Origin of the sequence: Halorubrum aquaticum (assembly GCF_900113615.1) — an archaeon.
GTDB classification, from domain to species: Archaea; Halobacteriota; Halobacteria; order Halobacteriales; family Haloferacaceae; genus Halorubrum; species Halorubrum aquaticum.
The window spans coordinates 134,024-154,155 of the sequence record NZ_FOPZ01000001.1 but is presented as its reverse complement, the minus strand read 5'-3'; the positions used below and the strand labels follow the sequence as shown (position 1 = coordinate 154,155).

19 protein-coding genes are annotated in these 20,132 nt (G+C 68.6%); 6 read left to right on the top strand and 13 right to left on the bottom strand.

The genetic code is table 11. The features are described from left to right. Nucleotides 1–5: 5 nt before the first annotated feature. The 8 genes from F3H10_RS15875 to F3H10_RS00710 all read right to left on the bottom strand — a co-directional run bounded on the left by F3H10_RS15875 (nucleotide 6) and on the right by F3H10_RS00710 (nucleotide 8,385). Nucleotides 6–173, bottom strand: a complete 168-nt coding sequence (locus F3H10_RS15875) for a hypothetical protein (protein WP_188127833.1) — start codon at nucleotides 171–173, stop codon at nucleotides 6–8. Beyond that, nucleotides 170–787 carry a hypothetical protein gene (locus tag F3H10_RS00740; RefSeq protein ID WP_149782946.1) on the bottom strand — a complete coding sequence of 206 codons (618 nt, stop codon included), beginning with the start codon at nucleotides 785–787 and terminating at the stop codon, nucleotides 170–172. The genes F3H10_RS15875 and F3H10_RS00740 overlap by 4 nt, the downstream gene beginning before the upstream one ends. Next, on the bottom strand, nucleotides 780–1,946 hold the full coding sequence (locus F3H10_RS00735; RefSeq protein ID WP_149782945.1) for a signal peptidase I: 1,167 nt from the start codon (nucleotides 1,944–1,946) through the stop codon (nucleotides 780–782). The genes F3H10_RS00740 and F3H10_RS00735 overlap by 8 nt, the downstream gene beginning before the upstream one ends. Nucleotides 1,947–2,052: 106 nt before the next feature. Next, nucleotides 2,053–2,682 (bottom strand): hypothetical protein, encoded by a 630-nt coding sequence (locus tag F3H10_RS00730; protein ID WP_149782944.1) that lies wholly within the window; start codon nucleotides 2,680–2,682, stop codon nucleotides 2,053–2,055. 179 nt (nucleotides 2,683–2,861) lie between these two features. Beyond that, nucleotides 2,862–3,572, bottom strand: a complete 711-nt coding sequence (locus F3H10_RS00725) for a hypothetical protein (RefSeq protein WP_149782943.1) — start codon at nucleotides 3,570–3,572, stop codon at nucleotides 2,862–2,864. Nucleotides 3,573–3,612: 40 nt separating this feature from the next. Continuing rightward, the gene (locus F3H10_RS16205; RefSeq protein WP_223174154.1) at nucleotides 3,613–5,133 is read right to left on the bottom strand and encodes a M73 family metallopeptidase; all 1,521 of its coding nucleotides are present in this window, start codon (nucleotides 5,131–5,133) and stop codon (nucleotides 3,613–3,615) included. Nucleotides 5,134–5,244: 111 nt separating this feature from the next. After that, nucleotides 5,245–6,891, bottom strand: coding sequence for a vWA domain-containing protein (locus tag F3H10_RS00715; protein WP_188127832.1), 1,647 nt, complete (start codon nucleotides 6,889–6,891; stop codon nucleotides 5,245–5,247). A gap of 126 nt (nucleotides 6,892–7,017) precedes the next feature. Beyond that, nucleotides 7,018–8,385: a SipW-dependent-type signal peptide-containing protein gene (locus tag F3H10_RS00710; RefSeq protein WP_149782941.1), complete on the bottom strand. Its 1,368-nt coding sequence runs from the start codon at nucleotides 8,383–8,385 to the stop codon at nucleotides 7,018–7,020. A 523-nt stretch (nucleotides 8,386–8,908) separates the two neighbouring features. Here F3H10_RS00710 and F3H10_RS00705 point away from each other — a divergent pair. Continuing rightward, the gene (locus F3H10_RS00705; protein WP_149782940.1) at nucleotides 8,909–9,442 is read left to right on the top strand and encodes a DUF7344 domain-containing protein; all 534 of its coding nucleotides are present in this window, start codon (nucleotides 8,909–8,911) and stop codon (nucleotides 9,440–9,442) included. A 224-nt stretch (nucleotides 9,443–9,666) separates the two neighbouring features. Beyond that, nucleotides 9,667–10,530: a hypothetical protein gene (locus F3H10_RS00700; protein ID WP_149782939.1), complete on the top strand. Its 864-nt coding sequence runs from the start codon at nucleotides 9,667–9,669 to the stop codon at nucleotides 10,528–10,530. Between the two features lie 9 nt (nucleotides 10,531–10,539). Here F3H10_RS00700 and F3H10_RS00695 read toward each other — a convergent pair whose 3' ends face one another. The 4 genes from F3H10_RS00695 to dacZ form a co-directional block, all read right to left on the bottom strand. Then, nucleotides 10,540–12,996 (bottom strand): DEAD/DEAH box helicase, encoded by a 2,457-nt coding sequence (locus tag F3H10_RS00695; RefSeq protein WP_149782938.1) that lies wholly within the window; start codon nucleotides 12,994–12,996, stop codon nucleotides 10,540–10,542. A 29-nt stretch (nucleotides 12,997–13,025) separates the two neighbouring features. Beyond that, nucleotides 13,026–13,709, bottom strand: coding sequence for a GNAT family N-acetyltransferase (locus F3H10_RS00690; RefSeq protein WP_149782937.1), 684 nt, complete (start codon nucleotides 13,707–13,709; stop codon nucleotides 13,026–13,028). A gap of 77 nt (nucleotides 13,710–13,786) precedes the next feature. Next, a complete protein-coding gene (locus F3H10_RS00685; protein ID WP_149782936.1) occupies nucleotides 13,787–14,656 on the bottom strand; it encodes a mechanosensitive ion channel family protein in 870 nt (289 codons plus the stop codon). Beyond that, a complete protein-coding gene (gene dacZ, locus F3H10_RS00680) occupies nucleotides 14,656–15,486 on the bottom strand; it encodes a diadenylate cyclase DacZ (protein WP_149782935.1) in 831 nt (276 codons plus the stop codon). The genes F3H10_RS00685 and dacZ overlap by 1 nt, the downstream gene beginning before the upstream one ends. 179 nt (nucleotides 15,487–15,665) lie before the next feature. Between dacZ and F3H10_RS00675 the strand changes: the two genes are divergently transcribed. Beyond that, on the top strand, nucleotides 15,666–16,772 hold the full coding sequence (locus F3H10_RS00675) for an aldo/keto reductase (protein WP_149782934.1): 1,107 nt from the start codon (nucleotides 15,666–15,668) through the stop codon (nucleotides 16,770–16,772). A 44-nt stretch (nucleotides 16,773–16,816) separates the two neighbouring features. Here F3H10_RS00675 and F3H10_RS15870 read toward each other — a convergent pair whose 3' ends face one another. Continuing rightward, entirely contained in the window at nucleotides 16,817–16,987 is a 171-nt protein-coding gene (locus F3H10_RS15870; RefSeq protein WP_188127831.1) for an HVO_0758 family zinc finger protein, read from the bottom strand. Nucleotides 16,988–17,119: 132 nt separating this feature from the next. On the opposite strand from F3H10_RS15870, the gene F3H10_RS00670 reads away from it, so the two are divergent. The 3 genes from F3H10_RS00670 to F3H10_RS00660 all read left to right on the top strand — a co-directional run bounded on the left by F3H10_RS00670 (nucleotide 17,120) and on the right by F3H10_RS00660 (nucleotide 20,112). Beyond that, nucleotides 17,120–18,292 carry an MFS transporter gene (locus F3H10_RS00670; protein WP_149782933.1) on the top strand — a complete coding sequence of 391 codons (1,173 nt, stop codon included), beginning with the start codon at nucleotides 17,120–17,122 and terminating at the stop codon, nucleotides 18,290–18,292. A gap of 87 nt (nucleotides 18,293–18,379) precedes the next feature. After that, nucleotides 18,380–19,591 carry a glycosyltransferase family protein gene (locus tag F3H10_RS00665; protein WP_223174153.1) on the top strand — a complete coding sequence of 404 codons (1,212 nt, stop codon included), beginning with the start codon at nucleotides 18,380–18,382 and terminating at the stop codon, nucleotides 19,589–19,591. Beyond that, on the top strand, nucleotides 19,588–20,112 hold the full coding sequence (locus F3H10_RS00660; RefSeq protein ID WP_149782932.1) for a DUF7109 family protein: 525 nt from the start codon (nucleotides 19,588–19,590) through the stop codon (nucleotides 20,110–20,112). Before F3H10_RS00665 ends, F3H10_RS00660 begins: the two co-directional genes overlap by 4 nt. Nucleotides 20,113–20,132 lie beyond the last annotated feature (20 nt).

The following is a 20,132-nucleotide window of genomic DNA, read 5'->3' as shown; positions in this document are numbered from 1 at the left end:
CGCACTCACAGGCTGAGGAGGTAATCGACCACCGGGACGAGGACCAAAAGCAGGATCAACAGCCGGAGCACGTTCCGTTTCGTCACGAATCGCCCCCCGATCCGGCCGCCGTCGACTCGAGCACGACCGATACCGGCACGGCGCGGGTCGTCGGACGGGTCCTTCGGCGTCATCGTTCTCCGTCACCCGATACGCCGTCGCGTCGGGCCCCGAGACGGAACGACGCGTCCTCACGACCGCCACGCCGGCTCGTCGATTCCGCCCCGATCGGAGCCGCGGTTCGATCACTGGTCACCGTGTCGTTGGTGGCGGTGTCGGTCGTGGTGGTTTCGTTCGTAGTGGACTCGGTCGTGGCGGTCTCGTTGGTGGCTGAGTCGGTCGTGGTGGTCTCGTTCGTAGTGGTCTCGTTTGTAGTGGACTCAGTCGCGGTGGAATCGTTCGTCGTGGTCTCGTTGGTGGCTGAGTCGGTCGTGGTGGTCTCGTTCGTCGACCCATCCGGACTGGGGTCGTCGACCGAGTCCTCGTCCGATCTTTGATCCGTCTCGGCGTCCCCGTTCGCGTCGCCTCCGGTCTCGTTTCCGGTCGAACTCGTCTCCACGGTCGGCGTGCCGTCGTCCGCGAACTCGGGACCCGGATCCTCGGGGACGTTCCCGACGGAGAACGTCACGGCGACGTTTCCGGCGTCCGTGAACGACGCGTACGTCACGGCCCCGCCCGAGATCGCCGCGAGCACCAACGTGGCCGCGGAGGCGAGCGCAAGGGCCTTCGACGGCGTGTCGTCACTCATCGTCCACCTCCGGCGTCCCGTCTTCGATGCCGAGGTCCGGGGACGTCGGTCCCGATCCCCCCTCCCCGTCGGTTCGGACGGACGCGTGCGGTGCTGTGGGGCGAACGCCGTCGTCGACGTCGCGATGTCGGTCGTCCGCCCGCTCCTCGGCAGGGAGGTCGTCTTCGGGGTCGGTCTCCCCGGCGGCGTAGTACATCCCGCCGACGAGCAGGAGTCCGAACCCGGACCCGAACGCGACCGCGAACGACCACGTGGTCTGGACGTGGGACACCACCCAGCCGGTGTACACGGTGGTCCCCGAGAGAACGAGACCCGAGAGGCGGAGGTCCGTTCGCGTGAACGCGATCGCGTTCTCGCCCGTCCCGGCGTCTTCGCTCGTGTTCGCCGTGTTCGCGCCCTCGATCGGGCCCGCGCCCTCGCTCGCGCTCGCCGCGCCGTTCACGCCGTCGTCCACGGGACCCGCCGCACGGCCCCCGGGTTCACCGTCGCCGTCGACCGCCGCGGTCTCGAACGGTCCCATCGGCGGCATCTCGGCGGCCTCGGCGCTCGGAGCGTCCGGACCGTCCGGACCGTTCGCCGATCGATCGGGGTCGGGTTCGCCCGGCCGGTCGCTCTCGTCGCCCCCCTCGACCGAGTCGGTCGAGCCGGACCCGTCGCCCGCGAGCACGGAGTGGACCTCCGAGAGCGCGAGCAGGACGAACGGGACCACGACGAGCGCGAGGAAGCCGGCCGGCGTGTTCACGAACTCGATCACGTATCCCATGTACGGGACCGCGACGGCGACTTCCCCGATGACGCGCGACGCCGGGACGGGCGCGGCGTCCGGGTCGTCGTTGGCGTCGCCCTGGGTTATGAAGGCTCGCTCCCCGTTCCGCTCCGTGACCTCGATGACGCGATGGGTGGTGGGCGTCTCCGCGTCGCTGCGGAGGTAGGTGATGACGTCCCCCTCCTCGATCTCGGTCGGATCCGCGCCGTCGACGATCACGACGTCGCCCACACCGATGGAGGGCTCCATGCTCCCGGACAAGACGACGTAGCTCCCCTCCGCGCCGACGACGCCCGGAACCGCGTAGACGACGAACGGGACCACGACGGCGAGCAACAACAGCAACCCGAGCCAGTCGAGCACCCGTCCGCGTTCCGGGAGGCTCACCGCCATGCCGGACGTTCACCCCCGTTCGACTCCGAGGAGACGGACGTGACCGGCGCCCTCGGCGTCGTCTCGGTGCGTTCTCGATCTCGTTTCGACGTGGTCGGGTTCGGTTTCATGGTTCCTCGGGGTTCTGGATGTGTCGACACTGTACGGCGGTGAACTCGAACCGGCAGGACAGCGACATCCCGGCGTAGGCGGCGGGGACCTCCTCGTCGAGTTTCCACTCGAGGTCGAGACACGACGGCTCACAGCCGTGGCAGCCGTCTCCGATCACTCTCGCCTCGTCGTACCGATCGAGCAGACCGGCGAGCGTGCCAACGAACAGCTCTCTACCGCCCCCGTCACAGCTCGGCCGTCGCATGAGCGTGACGTCGAGCCACGACGCGAGTCCGGATTCGTTCGTCGACTCGGCTCGCAGCCGGACCCATCCCGGGCTCTCACAGAGTCGCGTTCCGGTCCGGAGAACGCCCGTGTCTCCGGGTTCCATCTCGGGAAACTCGATCGGTACCGTGGTGACGTTCCGGAAGTCGTCCGTCGAGATCGCGGGGGGATCCCTGGTTCCGTCGCGCGGAACGGCCGCGATCTCGAGGCCGAACGATCCCGTTCGGAACAGGGACTCGCCGATCGGCTCCCAGTCGGAGAGGTACGCGCCGGTCGCGGCACCGCCGGCCGCGCCGACCGCGCCGGTCCCCGTGAGCGTCCGGAGCAGCCGTCGCCGCGAGTACTCCTCATCCTCGGACATGCGTGATCTCCCCGTCAGATCCTCGGATCCCCCTTCCTCGAGCACCCACTTGTGTATGAGCCGGCTGTTCGTCCTCGAGGATCCTCCGTCGATCGGCGGATTCGTTGAATCGCTCGTTAGCATCGTTCAATAGGTCGTTATACGAGGTACGTGGCGATACTCGGACCGGGCTTACCGCGTTAACACTCGGTGACATCGAACTCCAGGTCGAACTCGATCGTCTCGCCCTGTGCCGCGTTGATCCCCTCCCGGTTCGGGGGGAACGCCCATCCGAACGTGACCGTCACCGCCCCGTCGGCTCCGAGACAGCTCGCGCCGGGCGTGTTCGGCGAGGCGTCGAGGACGACGCCGTCTCCGAGCGCCTCCGCGACCTCCCCGAACGTCCCGCTCGCGTCGGGGTGGACGAGCCGTTCGCCGGGGTCGCGGTCGGCGTTGTCCGAGCCCAGCGCGTCGACGTCGAGGAGCCCGGTGTCGTACCACACCGCGACGTCGAGGAACTCCCGTATCGCGGTCGACTCCGCGCCGTCCGTCAGCGAGAACGTGAGTTCGGGTTCGACCGCCGGGGCGTCGGATCCCCCCGACCCGTCGGTCTCGATCCGGAGGCGGACGCTCAGCGACCCGGCGTCGCCCGGGAGGACGTTTCCGAGCGCGATGGCCGACCCCGACGGCGTGGGGGTCGCGGTGCCCGCGGTCGAGTCCTCGAGTACCGTCCCGTTGTACGTCTCCCGCCAGTCGAGGACGAGCCCCTCGATCGCCTCCGTCCGAAGCGGCATCGTGTCCGTGTACGCGCGGCTCCGGCCGGTCGACAGTGCGACCCCCGCCAGGGCGGCGGCGCTCCCGCCGGTAAGCCCGGCGAGCAGCCGTCGTCGCGAGATCGGTGCGTTCGTCATGTGGCGTGTGTGCTCCCCTTAGGGAGATCGACGGAGTCGATCAGGTGCCGGTCGAGTTCGCGTCGTCTCTGAGTGTCGAACCCGGAGTGTCGTTGTGGCGTGCCTGCTCGGTGTAGAAGCCGAGATCGAAGTTCACGTAGTCGGACTGGATCTCGTTCCCGACACTCTCGGGCAGCGTCCACTCGAATCCGAGGCAGAACGTCACCTCGTCCGGGAACGGCCGCGACTCACCAGACCCAGGGGCACAGTAACTGAGTTCGAATGACGTCACCGCATCCATGTCCATCGGCCCGACGTCGTTTTCCCCGCGCGAGCACGCGTTCCCGACCAAGTCGGCCGTCGACGTGTCCCCGCCTGCATCGGTCAGCACCGACTCACACATACCGACGTCACTGGACACGAACTCCTGGCCGTCGGCGTTTCCGTGGTTGCCGACGACCACGTTTCCGCCCGCGCTCGGCGGTTCGATGACGTCCCAGTCGAACTGAGTGACGTTGGTCAGGTCTCCGTCTCCGTAGGTTTCGACGTACCCCCCTATCACCTCCATCTCGCCGAACTTGATGATGACGTTCTCCCCGTTGGTCGGGTCCACCAGGTTTACCCACACCTGGAGATTGTCGTTCGGGTCTCCCGAGGCACCGGGCTCGACTCTGATGACTTGCCCGTCTCCGATGACGTTGAACCCGTCAGCGGTGAATTCGACGCCGCCCAACTCGACGCAGTCCTTCTCCGATCCAGGGGTACTGATACCCGGGTACGCCGTGGGATCGAGCAGGACACAGTTGTCGTTCTCGGCGTCCTCGAACGCGCTCAGGAAGTTCCGGAGCGAGGTCGGCTGGCTGCCGACGAGGGGGTCCTCGACGATGTCGAACTCGTTGTCGCAGTCGATGTCGTACCACGTCTGGACGCGAATCGCGTCCAGCAGTTCGATCTCGTCACCGCCGGTCGGGTCGGTGACGGTTTCATCGGCGGGACCGGTGTCGTCGGAGTGGTTCTCCTCGGGTTCCGGGTTCCCGCCCTCCCCTGCTTCGATGAGATCCGCACAGAAGAACACGAAGCCGGGGTTGTCACACAGGTGGTAGCTGAACGTGATCTCGCCGCTGTCGCCCGGCTTGACGTCCTGGAGTTCGATGAGGCTCTCGTTCGGTCCGAAGTCGTAGTCGTGGTCCAGCGTCTCACACGTGAGGTAGCTCTGGATGTTAGCTCCATAGTCCTCGTAGGTCACGACTCCGTCGTCGGGAACCGAGTCGTACTGGTCGGAGTCCAGAGACTGGATCCCGTTCGGGTCGTTGCCCTCTCCCTCGTCGGGGTGAGCGTTCACCCAGGGGTACCCCGCAGCGCCGTACGCCGGGAACGAATCGTCTTCCGGCCCGTCGTACGTCTGTTGCCAGTCGACCTTCAGGTCGAGCTCGCCCGCCGTGATGGCGTTGTCCTCGAACGATTCGGTGTCGCTGAAGTAGGCGCTCGTGCCGAGACCGGCACCGGCGCTCGCGACGCCGATGCCGCCGATGCCGGCGAGAGCCTTCCGTCGTGATATCTTGAGTCCGCTTTTGTCGCTCATTCGTGTCCACCCCCAAAGGGGAGACCCGTCGGCGGAGTCGAACCGCCGACGCCCGGGGTCCGTCCCCGGACGCACGGCCCGTGTCGGGCGATGATCGCTCTCACTACGCGTCTACGATGACGCGGACTGTCCGCCTCCGTCGTTGTGCCGGCACTGCTCAGTGTAGAACCCGAGATCGAAGCTGACCGAGTCGCCCTGGATCTCGTTGCCGACGTCGGTCGGCACCCACCACTTCATGCCGATACACTTCTGGGAATTCGCCGGGAAGCAATCGCGTTCCTCGGAGGTGGCACCCTCGCCGTATCCCATGTCGCCGGTTCCGTCAAGCGGGATCATGCCGTCGTTGCGTTCCATGATCGCCATGGCCTCCGAGAGCGGAACGGGACTGTTGTGTACGCCGTCGCCCTCCCCGAGGATCAGCGTCTCGCTGCCGCCGATGACGCCCCCGATCTCCTGGAACGTGGAGACGACGTCCGAGACGTCCGCGTCGAACGCGAACTGATCGATGTTGGGGTAGTCCGCGGGGTCACTGGCCATGTCTCCCAGTATCCCGCCCGGGCTCCCGGTCCCGTAGGCGATCGTGAAGATCTGGATGTTGTCATCATTCTTCGCGTTGTTGGCCTCCTGTACCGGACTGTTGTTGTCCGAATCGGTCACGTCCGTCCCTTCGTTCGGCGACCCGTCGCCGAGAACGACCATGATCTTCCGCGCACCGGAGCGGGCAGCCCCGCTCTCGCCGTATTCGGCGAACGTGTCCGCAACCGTGAGTTCCTCGTGGGCGCGCTCGACCGCCGCCTCCATGTTCGTCCGTCCGCCGGACGTGAGGCCGTTGACCGCAGTCTGGACCGAGCCGTGATCGGTGGTCAACCCGGCATCGAGCGTCGAATCGTTCGAGCCGCCGCTGCCGTCCGATCCACCCGTCGAGAACGAGACGAGGCCGACCTGATCGTCAGGGCTGAGCGCGGAGATGAGCGCGTTCGCGCCCTGCTGTGCCTCGTCGAGCGATCCGCTCATCGAACCCGACCGGTCCATGACGATGACCACGTCGAGTTCCTCACCTTCGTTCTGCTCGCCTCCCGTATCTCGGATGTTGTCGCAGTCGTCGTCGTACCAGAGTTCGACGTACGTATTGTCTGCGAGGTCGCCGGTGTCGTCGCCCTCCACGACGGAACTCGGGTCCGTTTCGTTCATCGAGACCTGCTCGGGCTCGGTGAGCGCTCCGCCGCTCTGGCTGAAGTTGTCGGCGGTGAGCCAGACGTACCCCGGGTTGTCACAGAGGTGGAGACTGAACGTGACCTCTCCCCAATCGCCGGGTTTCACGTCGTCGAGTGCTACGAGCGAGTCCTGCTGGTCGATCGGTCCGCCGTTGTCCGGCGTACGGTTCGGCGAGGCGAAGACGTCCTCTGGAAGGTCCGCACCACTCTCGAGGTCGTTACACGTGATCTCGATCGGCTCGTTCTCGCCGTCGGCGTTGTCGAGTACGTACTCGGTGTCGTCGTCGATCGACTGGAGCCCGTCACCGTCGTGGTCCGGGTACGCGTTGATCGGGACGATCGTCTCCGACGCGCCGTAGTACGACTGTTGCCAGTCGACCTTCAGGTCCAGTTCGCCCGCCGTGAGCGTGTTTCCGTCGAACGATTCCGTGTCGCTGAAGTAGGCGCTCGTGCCGATCCCGGCGCCGGCGCTCGCGACGCCGATGCCGCCGATGCCGGCGAGTGCCTTCCGCCGTGATATCTCGATTCCGTTTTTGTCGCTCATTTGCATTCACCCCCCAAGGGGGAAACCCACCGGCGGAGTCGAACCGCCGCGCCGCGGCGAAGCCGCGTCACGAGCCTCCGGGAGCGCCGGAGACTCGTGGTCCGAGTGGGCGTTTCGTCGGCTATGCTATGCGAGCGTGTCGTCCTGCCAGGTGCTCGTGTCGCTCCAATCGAACCCGCTCGGGAGCTCCGCGTCGATACGGGCGTTCGATCCGCTCGGGTTGAGCGGGTTGTTGGCCGCGCCCGGCTCGTGGATCGACTGCATGGCGAACCGGTAAGCGTTCGAACTCGCCTCGAGCGTCGTGCGATCGATCGCGACGATGAATACGTTCGTCGCGCTATCGTAGCTGGCCGAGACGCCAGTGACGTTGGCTGGATCGTCCGAGATACCGCCGTTTTCGAGATACGTGAACCCAGTTCCGCCACTCTGCCAGAGGACTTGGCTGTCCCAAGCTCCGCCGTCGGCTTCCGGATCGAATCCGATCGCCATGTTGGACGGATCCTCCATGCCGATAGTCGGCTGGATGCGGTACACGACCATCTGAGAACCGTACGATACGTCGATCGTCACCGGGCGTAGCTCGGTCGCACCGCTCCCGCTGGCGGCGTTGATGTCCGAGACGGCGACCTGCTCGTTTCCGAATCCGAGATCGGATTGACGGTGGACGTATACTTCCTCCGAGACGAACGTCTCGTCCGCACACGGGTTGTGTGCGCCGTCGTTGTGACGCGACTGGACCGCGTGGAACGACAGGTCGAACTCGAGGGAGTCTCCTTGGATCACGTTTCCGACTGTCGTCGGGAGTTCCCAGTCGAAGCAGAGACACGGATTGTCTCCGTCCTCACCGCTCGTGCCGGCGAAGGCAGCCTGATCGCCCGCGGCCGCGTCGCCGTTCGCGCTTCCATCGAGTGGGAGTCCCGCCTGGAGTCTCTCGAGCACCTCTCGAAGCGAACCGGAGAAGATCGTGTCGCCGGTGTCCGTCTGTTCTCCCTGATCGTTGAGGTAGCAGTACGTGACGTCGACCTCGATCTTCTCCTCGAGCTCGCCTTCGCCGTTGTCGTCCTCGGGCTCCGGTTCCGTATAGCCGTTCTCGCTGGTGCTCACCAACTCTCCACACGCCCAGATGTACGCCGGGTTGTCGTCGATAGTGAAACAGAAATACGAATGTCCGTGGTCACCCGGTTTTACGTCACTGAGGTTCTGGCTCATCGCCGTCCCGTCGCCGTTGACCGTCAGATCCTCACCTGGGTCGGTCCCGTTCACTTCGTTCGTGATGCTGTTGACGGTGTAACTTCCCGCGGAGCCCTGGTCCTCGTGGACGACGTAATCGACGGCGAGATCGAGCTCGCCGGCGGTCATCATGTTCCCGGTGAACTCCTCCTGATCGCTGAAGTACGCGCTCGTTCCAAGCCCGGCACCGGCGGATGCGGCACCCACCGTTCCGAGACCGATCAATGCGTTCCGCCGTGACAGTTCGAATTTCTCGTCTGACATCGTGGATCCGCCCGACGTTTCCTGCCGGGCATGGTAGACGCCCACAACACCCACCCCCTTAGCCAATCACACCATTGTCCACGAAACGTGGCCGTTGACGGGTCGAACGTTGGGTTACTCGCCGAAACGGGTCGTTTTTCAGAGTGAAAGACCCGTTTGACCCTTCGAGACGACCGACCAGTTCCGGCGGATCGGCGAGGATCGGAGAGATCCCGGGGATCGCCCTCTGAGGAACTCAGACAGTCGATCACGTGGGATTTTCTCCGGGAAGTCACGCCATCAAGCGTCCGCTACTCGCGGAACGAGACCGTAACGAGCGATTACGTGCCGGTCACGGAAGCGGCGGGGATCCGGACCGGACCGCGGTCGTGACGGCGTTCCCCCGACAGTAACCGGCATGCGTTGCTTGTCGTTTCTCTGGACGACCCTGTCACGAACCGGCTCCCTACAGGTTGCGATTACTTACTTGGGGGGGACGTGTGGGTATCGTTGACCCGGTTCATAGACGCCGGGACCACGACACATGGCGATAACCGATCGATACGGAGGGATTCCCGAAACGGAGATACACGACCTGCTTCGCAACGAACGCAGGCGTCAAGCGATCAAACACCTCCAGGACACCGTCGGAACGACCACCCTGCGAGACCTCGCGGAGACCATCGCCGAACACGAGACCGGAGAGTCGCCGCCGCCGAAGAACATCCGCAACAGCGTCTACAACTCGCTCCACCAGACGCACCTCCCGAAACTCGACAGGCGCGGGATCGTCGAGTACGAGTCCGATCGGAAGACCATCCGTCTCACCGAGGACGCCCGCTCCGTCGACGTGTACATGGAGGTCGTCACCCCCTACGGGATCACCTGGAGCGAGTACTACAGCATGCTCGGCACGCTCTCGCTTTTCGTCGTTCTCGCCGCGCTGATCGGCGTCCCGATGGTCGCCGCGTTCGAACCGATCCTCTGGGTCAGCCTCTTTCTGGCCGCGTTTGCGGCCTCCCTCGGCTACCAGCTGTGGAGGGAGCGATGGGTGTACCTCAACGCCCTCTTCGGGTGAGCTCGTTCCGACCCTCGGAGCTTCGGCGGGACTCGATCGAGCCCGGATCGTTCGACCCCGAGTCGGCATCGTCCCCTAAAACAACGACTCGTTAATCGCGGTCCGATCGACGATTTTCGGTGACGGCGTCGGGGTCGACGGGACGCAAGCACGGACCCGATCGCGGACCGATCCGCCCCCGTAGGGATGTCATACCTATGTCTCGTCCCCGCCTTCTCGGGAGCATGGACGCGTTATCGCGACTTCCCGTCTGGCTCAGGAACCCGCGTTACACCGGGTCGAACCGCTGTCTGCCGTGTACGATCGTCAACGTCGTCATCGCCGCCGGGCTCGCGCTCGTCGTCGCGACCGTCTCGGTCGGCTGGGCGCTCGCGACGTTCGCGGTCGCCGCGGCGACGATCGCGGTCCGTGGCTACCTCGTGCCCGGGACGCCGGCGCTGACGAAGCGCTACCTCCCGGATCGCGTGCTCGCCCTGTTCGACAAGGGCCCGGAGCGAGGAGGCGGCGCGGGCGGCGCGGTCGCCGACGAGGTACCGTCCGATCACGAGGTCTCGTTCGATCCCGCGACCGCCCTCGTCGAGGCGGGCGTCCTCCTGGAGGACCCGGTGGTCGACGACTTCGTCCTCGAGGAGGGCTTCCACGACGCGTGGCGACGGGAGGCGCGGACCCTCGCCGACGCCGACGCCGACGAGGCGGCTCTCGCCGAGTTCCTCGAGTTCGATCCCGGATCGATCGCCTTAGTCGACCGCGGGCACGCCTACGCGGCGTACATCGAGGACGAACCGGCGGGTCGGTGGGAGTCCCGACAGGCGTTCCTCGCGGACCTCGCCGCCGCGGACGTGCTCGAGGCGTACTGGGACGACTGGAAGGGCCTCTCGACCGCGCGCCGCAGCGAACTGCTCGGCAGCCTCCGGCTGTTCGTGGAGACGTGTCCGACCTGCGACGGGGACGTGACGCTCGGGACGACCGTCGTCGAGTCCTGTTGTCGGCAGTACGACGTGCTCGCCGCGACGTGTGAGGCCTGCGGCGCGCGGCTCTTCGAGGCCGACGTCGATCCCGAAACGATCGAGCGCGCCGCCGAGGCGTAGCCGTTCCGCTCACTCCGCCGGCTCGATCCCGCTCGCGTCGACCTCCCTCGTGCCAGTCAGTGACTCCAGCAGGTGAACCGCCGGTGTCTTCGCGAGCGGCTCGTTGGCGTTGCCGCAGTGGGGCGACTGGACGCAGGACGGACAGCCGTCCGCACAGTCACACCCGTCGATCAGCCGCGCGGTCCGCTCCATCAGCTCCTCGATCCGGGCGTGTCCTCGGCGGGTCAGCCCGACGCCGCCCGGATAGCCGTCGTAGACGAACACCGCCGGCCCTTCCGTGTGCGGGTGATACGGCGTCGAGATCCCGCCGACGTCGCCGCGGTCGCACAACAGGTGGAACGGGAAGAGCGAGATGATCCCGTGTTCGGCCGCGTGGATTCCCCCGTTGAACGCGTGCTCCCCGCCGGGGGGTACGTCCTCGGAGGATGCGTCGTTGCCGTCGTCTACGTCGTCGTCGTCGTCCGCGTCGTCGTTTCCGTCGGTCGCCGTCGCCCCGATCGTGCGCATCTCCGACTCCACGTCCTCGGGTACCGGGAAGTACAGCGCTCGCGTCCGGAGCGTCGTCTCCGGGAGGTCGAGCGCGGACTCGCCGAGCGAGTCGCCCGTCGCGGCGTCCCGCCTGACGAACCCGGTGACCCGCTCCGTGACCGTCACGTCGGCGAAGCGGACCGGCACGTCCGGGCGCGCGGACAGCGTCCGCTCCGCGAGGTCCTCCTCGACGACGATCGACTTCTCGGTGAGCGGCTGGGTGTAGTAGTCCGCCCACGACGACCGGAGCTCCGCGACGTTCCGGTCGAGGTCGAGGTCGGTGACCTCGTAGGTGCGTCCCTGCTGGTGGTAGATCGCGCCCGGATGGGCGTCGCGAAGCGCGTCGGCGAAGCCGAGGGAGGCGATCGACTCCCCGTCCGAGCCGTCGACCAGTTCGACCTCGCGCTCCTCGGCGGTCCGGAGGCTCATGGCGTGCTGGGGGCTCTCCGAGCCCGCGTACGTCCAGCGGATCCCCTCCGCGGTCTCCCTTCGGGCCAGCGTTCCCTCGGCCGTGAGGTCGGCGACGACTCCGGGAAACGACTCGCCGAAGTACGCCTCGTCGGCCGGCGAGAGCCAGTTCTCGGCGGCGGCACACGCCACGTGTCGCGGGAGGAGCCGGTCGTTCTCGGGGTCGCAGATCGCGTCCTCGGGCGGCGCCTCGAAGAAGTCCGCGGGGTGGGTCATCAGGTACTGGTCCAACTGGTCCTCGCCGCCGACCATCACGACGAGCGCGGGGTCGGACCCCCGGCCCGCGCGGCCGGCCCGCTGGTGGGCCGACATCCGCGTTCCGGGATAGCCGTCGAGGACCACGGCGTCGAGCCCGCCCACGTCCACGCCGAGTTCGAGCGCGTTCGTCGACCAGACCCCCCGGAGGTCGCCCGCGTGGAGGTCGGCCTCGATCTCGCGACGGCGGTCGTCCTTCAGGGCCGCCTGGTACGCGCCCACCCTCGCGGCCAGATCGCTCTCGCCCCGCTCGCGGAGGTCGCTCGCGCTGTCGGTGGCGTACTGCTCGGCGGTCTGTCTCGCCCGCGTGAACGCCAGCGTCTGTCGGCCGCTCGCGACCAGGTCGACGAACAGCCGTTTGCTCTCCGTGTGGCTCGACTTGCGGCGGCCGCTCCCGCGGTCGGCCCAGTCGTCGTCGTACTCCGGCGGGTTCCACAGCACCCAGTCGCGCGGGCCGCGCCCGGACGCGTCCTCGTCGACGAGGGTGATCCCGTCGGGATCGCGGCCCGTGACCGTCGCGGCGTGCTCAACCGGGTTGCCGATCGTCGCCGAACAGCAGACGAACGTCGGGTCCGCCCCGAACCGCTCGCAGGCCCGCGCGAGCCGGCGCAGTGCGAGCGCGACCCCCGTGCCGAAGACGCCGCGGTAGCCGTGGACCTCGTCGATCACGACGTGCTCGAGCGAGGAGAGGAACCACTCCCAGAGCCGCCCGGCGTGCGGCAACAGCGCGTAGTGGAGCATGTCGGGGTTCGACAGGAGCACGGTCGGGCGGGCGTCCCGAACCTCGCGTTTCTCCGCCCGCGAGAGCCGGCCGGTGTAGGACTCGACGGACACCCGGCTGCCGAACCCGAGTCCCCGCGCGAGCTCCGAGAGCGACTCCTCCTGGTCGGCGATAAGCGCGTTCTGCGGCCCGACGTACAGCGTCCGTCCCCCGTGGTCCATCGCGGCCTCGAAGGCGGGGACGGTGTACGCGAGCGACTTCCCGCTCGCGGTCTCGGTGGCGAGGACCACGTCGTCGCCGTCGCGCACCGCCTCGATCGCCTCGGCCTGGTGGCGATAGAGCCGGTCGACGCCTCGGTCCGCGAGCGCGTCCGCGAGCCGCGGCTCGAGGTCGACGTCGGCGTACTCGGGTTCGCGGGCGGGCAGTCGGCGGTGCTCGGCGATCTGTCCCTCGTAGTAGGGTCGGTTCCGCAGCCACTCGATGGCGTCCCCCACGGTTACGGGTCCGTGGGGACCGTGCCCGCCTAATCGTTGTGGTCGGGGTGAAGCGGGGTGTCGTGTCGGCCCGGATCGTCGCCACCGGGTTCGGTCGGCCCGTCGCGGACGATCGGCGGCCACCGGACCTCGGTCGCGATCGGGTCCTCCAGCGGGAGCGCCATGTGGACGTCGCCGTCGCGCTCGACGGTCTCGAACCCGAGCGTCCGATAGACGTGTATGGCGGCCTTGTTGTCGACCGTCACGTACAGTTCGAGCGCCTCGCGCCCGGCGGCCGCGGCGTCGGCGATCAGGTGGCGGCAGAGCTCCGTTCCGACCCCGCGACCCTGCGCGTCCGGGTGGACGAAGACGGCGATCTCGGGTCGGTCGACGTCGGTCGGCGTGTACACCGCGTGTCCGAGGAGGCGGTCTCCTCGCTCGGCGACGACGTTGCTGCCGCGCTCGAAGAGCGACTCGACCCACTCGACGCGCCGTTTGCGGGCGGCCGGGGGGATCCCCTGCGCGCGGTGCTCGATCGTGAACGCCCCGTACATCTCGATGAGGCGGTCCGCGTCCCCCGGTTCGACCGGGCGGACCGTCCACCGGTCCCCGAGCTTGTCGACGAACCGCGGACACCGTGGGGGACAGTGGACCGTTCCCTCGCACTCGCTGCCGTCCCACCCCCCGCAGGCGGCACCCGTATCGTCCCCGTGGTCGTCGGTGTCGACGCTCATGTGCCTCCCTCGGTCCCCGACCCGGTTATAGCGTGACAACGACTTTCACGACGTGGGAATCCGCGGGCATCGGGGCCTCACTCCCGGATCAACACGATCCCGTCGCGAAAGACCGCGTGGTTCGGGATGACGTGTTCGCCGTCGTCGGTCTCGACGTGGGTCACGAAGAGGTCGACCTCCTGGACGATCCCGCGCTGGCCGGCGACCCGCACCTCGTCGCCGATGCCGTACGGCTGGCGCAACAGGAGGAAGACGCCGGCAGCGCCCGCCGCGAGGAGGTCCTTCGTCGCGAGCGCGGTCAGGAGGACGACCGCGAACGAGTACGCCGCGAGCAACACGACGAGCGCGAGCGTCTGGACGCCCACCTGTCCGAGCGCGATGAGCGCGGCGACGTAGACGACGCTGTACTTCACGAGCGTCGGGAGCACGCCCACCTCCGGGAGCTTGATCCCGCGGAGCCGCTCGGCGACGAGCAGTTCGGCCTTGTCGCCGACGACGATCCCGACGATCACCACGAGGACCGCGACGAACAGCCGGGGGACGAACGCGGCCACGTCCGACCAGAACAGGTCCACGTACCGCACCTCCGCGACCGTGAGCGCGACGAGGACGGTGACCGCGACGATGAAGTACGTCGACAGCTTCGCGACGATCCGGACGGTCGACGTGTCGAACTCGCGGGCGGTGCGCTCGAAGGTCGTCCCCTCTATCGCCTCCGGAACGCCCGCCCGGACCAACAGCCGGCGGTTGACGATCCCGACGAGGACGGCCAGGGCGAGCCCGAGCGCGAGCACGAACAGCGCGAGCCAGACCCGGTCGGGGACCACGCCCAACAGCTCGCCGGCGGTCCGGGCCGGCGTCCCCGTGCCGACGGAGGCGGGGCCGGCCGGCTCGGGCGCCGTGGGAACCGCCGTCTCGACGAGTCTCGGGGCCGTCGGCCGGGTCATCAGTACTCCTCCGGGTCGACCTCTAAGACGAGTCGTCCGCCCTTGAACGCCCGAACGAGGCCGTCGGACTCCGAGAGAACGATCGCGGTCGCGTTGGTGTCCTGGGTGATCGCGCCGCCGGCCATGTGGCGGGCCCCGAGGCCCTTCGGGATGTCGACGCCCTCGGCGGCGGGCTCGAGGTAGCGATACGCCGAGACGATCTTGCCCGAATCGGAGATCACGAACGCGCCGTCGAGCCGGGAGAACTCCTTGAGCATGACGTTCACGATGGGGTCACCGACGTGGACGTGCGACTTCTCGAAGGGGTTGTACGAGAGCGATCGGGACTTGTTCATCACCTTGCCCGCGTCGCCGACGACGAACAGCGCGCCGACGGGCTTGCCCTTCTGGCCCTTCTTGCCGAGCTCGATGGCGACCTCGAGGACGTCGCGGATGACGCCCGGGTCGGCCCGGGACTCGACGAAGAGGTCGTAGATGCCGGTGTGGACCGTCTCGTCGACGGTGACGCGGATCACCGCGTCGGACTCGCCCTCGAAGACGGAGACGACGCAGACGACCTCGTCGCCCTCGGTCACGAGGTCGGACTCCATCGCGCCCTCGATCCCGAACCGGATCCGGTCGCGCACGTCGCGGAACGGGATCGGCAGCTCGACGAACGGGTCCGCGTCGACGTCGTTGTCGGGCGCGACGACGACGATCTCGGGAGCGTCCCGCCCGTCGCCGGCCTCCTCGGCGACGAATCGGTCGTGAAACGAGGCGGTCGGCGAGAACAGGAGCACCGCGTCGGCGTCCTCGACGAGTTCGGCCAGGTGGTCGGTGAGTGACGCCATCGTCCTGTCACGACTCCGGGAGGACGTAAAACCGTTTTGACGGCGTCGTGCGGGCGTCATACGTTCGAAGCGCTCATCACCGTGTCACGCTCGTCGAGAGCGGTATCGGTTCGCCGATCGCGACCCCGCGACGTCCGTCGCGCACGTTTTATGCGTCACGCCCGTCGGGTCGGACGACCATGGCCACCCGAGACGCCCTCTGGGGCTACCGCGACGCGTTCGGCGACGCCTTCGGGCGGACCTACTTCAGGCGGTTCGGACTCGGGGTCGCCTCCAGCGTCGGCCTAGGGACGTACCTCGGCGAGCCGACCGACGCCGTCGACGACGCTCTCCGGGAGGCGGTCCGACTCGGGATCGAATCGGGAATGAACCACGTCGACACCGCCGTGAACTACCGGTGCGGGCGGTCCGAGCGGGTCGTCGGCGAGGCGATCCGGGACGCGACGGTCGACCGCGAGGCGGTCGTGGTGGCGACGAAGGGCGGGTTCCTCCCGTTCGACGGCGAGCGCCCCGACGACCCGGCCGCGTACCTCCGGGAGCGGTTCGTCGAACCGGGGATCGTCGACCCGGCCGACCTCGTCGGCGCGCACTGTCTCGCGCCGGCCTACCTGGAGCGGTCGCTCGACCGCTCGCTCGACCGGCTCGGCCTCGATCGGATCGACTGCTACTACGTCCACAACCCGGAGACGCAGCTCGCCGAGCGGTCGCGGGAGGCGGTCTACGACGCCCTGGAGGCCGCCTTCGAAACCCTCGAGCGCCGGCGGACCGCGGGCGACGTCGGGGCGTACGGCGTCGCGACGTGGGACGCGTTCCGCGTCGCCGAGGGCGCGGACGCGTACCTCTCGCTCCGGGAAGTCCTCGGCCGCGCGGAGGCGGCCGGTGAGGCCGTCGGCCCCGACGACGACCACGGCTTCGCGGCGATACAGCTCCCCTTCAACGTCCACATGGCCGACGCGTTCACGCGGGCGAACCAGCGCCCCCCGGACGACCCGGACGGCGAGCCGGTCTCGACGCTCGAGTTCGCCCACGATGCCGGCCTCTCGGTGGTCACGAGCGCGAGCATCGGACGGGGCGAACTGGCGGCGGCGGGGTCGATCCCGGCGGGCGTCGACGCGCGGCTCTCGGGCGACACGTCGGCCCAGCGCGCGCTCAACTTCGCGCGCAGCGCGCCGGGCGTCACCTGTTCGCTCGTCGGGACGACGGATCCCGATCACCTGCGGGAGGACGTCGCCGCGGGGACGTTCGACCCGCTCGGCGCGTCGGCGTTCGACGCCGTCTTCGAGTGAGCGGCGACGGAAGAAGGAAGAGAGACCGGACCGCGTGACGACGACTACCGTAGCTCCTTGAACTCGGCCCCGCACTCCGGGCAGGTGCGGACCGAGAACACTTCGTCGGGGTCGTTCTTCTTCTTCAGTACCTTCTCGCACGCCGCGCAGTTGAGCCGCTCGTAGGTGTCCTTGAACAGGTCACCGTCCCGTAGCGCCTTGCGCGTGGATTTCATGTGGCGACGTTCGTCGCCGGAGGGTATAAAAACCCCGCACGGCGGACGACGAGCGTCAGACGCCCGAGGAGTCCTCTCGGCGGCGGCGGCCGGTTCCGCAACGTTTGTACTCGCCCCTCGGGAACGGTCACCGTGTCTCGGAACCGGCTGTTCGGCTCGCTGTGTGCGATGGTCTTCCTCGCGAACTTCGCGCGGGTGGTGTTCGCGCCCCTCGTCGGCGAGTTCATCGACGAGTTCACGATCCGCGAGGGGACCGCCGGACTGGTCGTCACGCTCGCGTGGCTCGGCTCCGCTTCGCCGCGGATCCCGACCGGCTGGGTGCTCACCCGGACCTCCCGCGTCAGCATCGTGTTAGTCTCGGGCGTCATGCTCACGCTCGGCGCGCTCGGCGTCGCGCTCGCGCCCGGCGTCCCGACGCTGATGCTCGCCGCGTTCGTCGTCGGGAGCGCCTCCGGCGTCTACTTCGTCGCCGCGAACCCGTTCGTCTCGGAGCTGTTCCCCGAGCGCGTCGGCCGCGTGATGGGGATCCACGGGATGGCGAGCCAGCTGTCCGCCGTCATCGCCGCGCCCGTGGTCACCGTCTCGCTGTGGTACGACTGGCGCTACGCGTTCTACGGGCTCGCGCTCGCGGCGGCGCTCACGACCGTCCTCGTCGTCGTCTTGGCCCGCCGCACCGACCTCCCGGACGCGGGTCGAAGCGACACGGACTTCTTCGGCGGCGCGCGCTCGGAGTGGAAGATCATCGTCGCCGGCGTCGTGCTCGTCGGGCTGGCGAGTTTCGTCTGGCAGGGCCTGTTCAACTTCTACGAGCTGTACATGATCGACAAGGGGCTCCCGCCGGCGACCGCCCGCAACCTCCTCACGGTGATCTTCGCGGCCGGCGTCCCCGCCTTCCTCGTCTCCGGCGAGATCGCGGACCGGCTCCCGAACGTCCCGTACATCCTCGGGATCGTGACGGCCTTCCTCGTCAGCGTCGTCCTCGCGGTCCTCGCGTCGAGCATCGTCGCGGTCGTCCTCGCCAGCGTGCTCGTCGGCTTCTCCGTCCACATGCTGTTTCCGGCCGGCGACACGTACCTGCTCGGCTCCCTGCCCGACGAGTCGCGGGCGTCGGCGTACGCCGTCTACTCCGCCGGCATGATGACGACGCAGGCCGCCGGCTCGTGGGTCGTCGGCGAGGCGATCGAGGCCGGCGCGAGCTACGACGCCGTCTTCCTCACCTCCGCCGGGGGGCTCGCCGTCCTCGTGGTCGTCTACGCCGTGTTGAACGCCTTGGGTCGGGTTCCCGGCGGTGCCGCCCACACCTGAGTTGGCCGTCGACTCGGACGTGGATGCCACGCTCGCGGATCCCGGGTATCGTGCGTATTTAGGGGCTCGTCCCCCTCCGATCGGGTAATGGAGTACGTACAAGAGCGCGTGACCACGCTCCACGCGCTGACGGACCACCGCCCCGACGCGCCGACCGGGCGCGCGGCCGTCGTGGTGCCGATGACGGAACGCGAGTACGGGACGCTCGCGGCCGAACGGGTCCTCACCGCCCTCGAGAGCGTCGACCCCGCGAGGGTGATCGTCCCCCTGCGGGCCACGCCGGACCGGGCCGGGTCGTTCGCGGCCTGGCTCGACGGGTTCGACCTCGACGTGGAGACGCTGTGGTGTGACGGGCCGCGGCTCGCCGACCTGCTCGCCGAGCACGGCCTCGACGGCGATCGGGGGAAGGGGCGGGACGTGTGGCTCGCGCTCGGGCGAGCACTCGAGGAGGAGTTCGTCGTCGTCCACGACGCCGACACGGCGACGTACTCGCCCGCGTTCGTGAACCGCCTCCTCTTCCCGATCGCCCACGGCCACGAGTTCGCGAAGGGGTACTACGCCCGCGTCGAGGACGGCGCGCTGTACGGGCGGCTGTTTCGGCTCTTCTTCCGGCCGCTCGTCCGGGCGCTCGCCGACGCCCACGACGCGGACGTGCTGGCGTACCTCGAGTCGTTCCGCTACGCGCTCGCCGGCGAGTTCGCGGCGACGACCGACCTCGTCTCGAGGCTCCGCGTCCAGCGCGGCTGGGGCCTCGAGATCGGCACCCTCGGCGAAGCGTTCGAACACGCCGGCTTCGCGGGGAGCGCACAGGTCGACCTCGGCCGGTACGAACACGACCACCGCTCCGTCGACGGTCCGACCGGCCTCGCCGACATGAGCCGGGCGGTCGGCGAGGCGACGCTCCGCGCCGTCGCCGACGCGGGCGTCGACGTCGAGTACGACACGCTTCCCGGACGGTACCGCGAGGCCGCGGAGGAGCTGATCCGCCGATACGCGACAGACGCCGCGTTCAACGGGCTCGAGTACGACCGCACCGACGAACGCGATCAGGTGGCGACGTACGCCGACGCCGTCTCGGAGCCCGGGACGGACGCCCGCCTCCCGGCGTGGGAGGACGCGCCGCTCTCGCCCGGGGCGGTCGCCGGGGCGGCCCGGACGGACCTGGAGGCGGTCGCGAGTGCGGAGGTGGAAACGGAGACGAACGCAGAGGCCGTCTCGAACGCGGACGCGGTCGCGGAGACGGATCCCTCGATGGCTCCCGGCCGCGACGGTTCCTCGACCGGAGGTGGCGACCGGTGAGCGAGGGATCCGGGCCGAGCGTCGCCGCCCGCGACGACCTCGCCGGCGTCGTCGACCTCTTCGAGTGGCTCACCCGCGAGGAGCTCTCGCGGGCGGTCTCGGAGCTCGCGTTCAAGCGGCGAGCCGAGGTCGACCCGGACGCGATCGACGCCGCCATCGACGCCGCGGTCGCGGAGTACGCGCTGGTTCGCGTGCCGCCGGCGGCGGTATCGACCGACGGAAACGCCCCCGAGGATGCGGCCGATCCGCTCGCGGTCGGCCCGGCCGCGTTCCCGTCGCTGCCGGAGAACGCGGCGGACCTCCCGCACATCCTCGACGTCCCGGACCGCGCGGTCGACCGGGAGCGACTCTCGGAAGCGGTCCACGACCGGCTCTCGGCGGACGCCGTCTCGGCGATGAACGAGGGGGACGCGGACCGGCTGGAGGTACTCGTCGACGTGACCTACGACATCGAGGCGTGGGCCCCGGTCGACGCGAGCCCGATCCGCGAGCGGATCGTGGCGGAACTGGACGGCGAGTGAGACGGCGGCGGGAGACGAAG